The sequence below is a fragment of the Micromonospora sp. DT4 genome (assembly GCF_049841675.1).
GTDB lineage: Bacteria > Actinomycetota > Actinomycetes > Mycobacteriales > Micromonosporaceae > Micromonospora.
Map to the genome: position 1 here is coordinate 1 of NZ_JBNCKT010000381.1, position 509 is coordinate 509.

At 59.3% G+C, this 509-nt stretch carries 1 protein-coding gene; it reads right to left on the reverse strand.

Annotation, left to right across the window (positions count from 1 at the left end; translation table 11 throughout):
• Positions 1 to 398: AAA family ATPase (locus ACLQ24_RS30205; protein WP_425895133.1), on the reverse strand; the 398-nt coding region annotated here is incomplete at its 3' end.
• Between the last annotated feature and the right edge of the window lie 111 nt (positions 399 to 509).

The following is a 509-nucleotide window of genomic DNA, read 5'->3' on the forward strand; positions in this document are numbered from 1 at the left end:
TCCTCACCGCCCTGTTCACCACCGGCCCCTGGCTCCCACCGGACCTCACCACTGACTCGAGCTAAATACGTACCGTCAAAGATGACGATCGACCCCGACTGTAGGGCTGTCAGCACCGCCCCGATCAGGCCGAACCACGTTCTCGTTCCTTCCGATTCAGCAGAGAAATCGAGTGGTGCGGAGTCGTTACCGGACCTGTGCAGAAGACGCAGGCGGCGTTGGGTCATGGTCTCGCCGGTACTGGAGAGAACTTCCTGCCTGTCGATAACGACATCTTCGATACCCAGGTCGGCAAGGCGCAGCAGCGCCAATGCCTGTTGCCGCCTAGTCAGGGTCGACCATTCTTTGCGTTCATCGCCGAGGACAATCTCGCCCTCACTGAAGGGAGAGAACAGCAACGGCTGGTCATTATCTGGACCATCGAACCACCGGGTCGTAGCTGTTCAGCGTGAGTAGATGGGCGGCCGAATCGGTCTGACCTGTGGTTATGCGCTCATACGGTGGGTCGA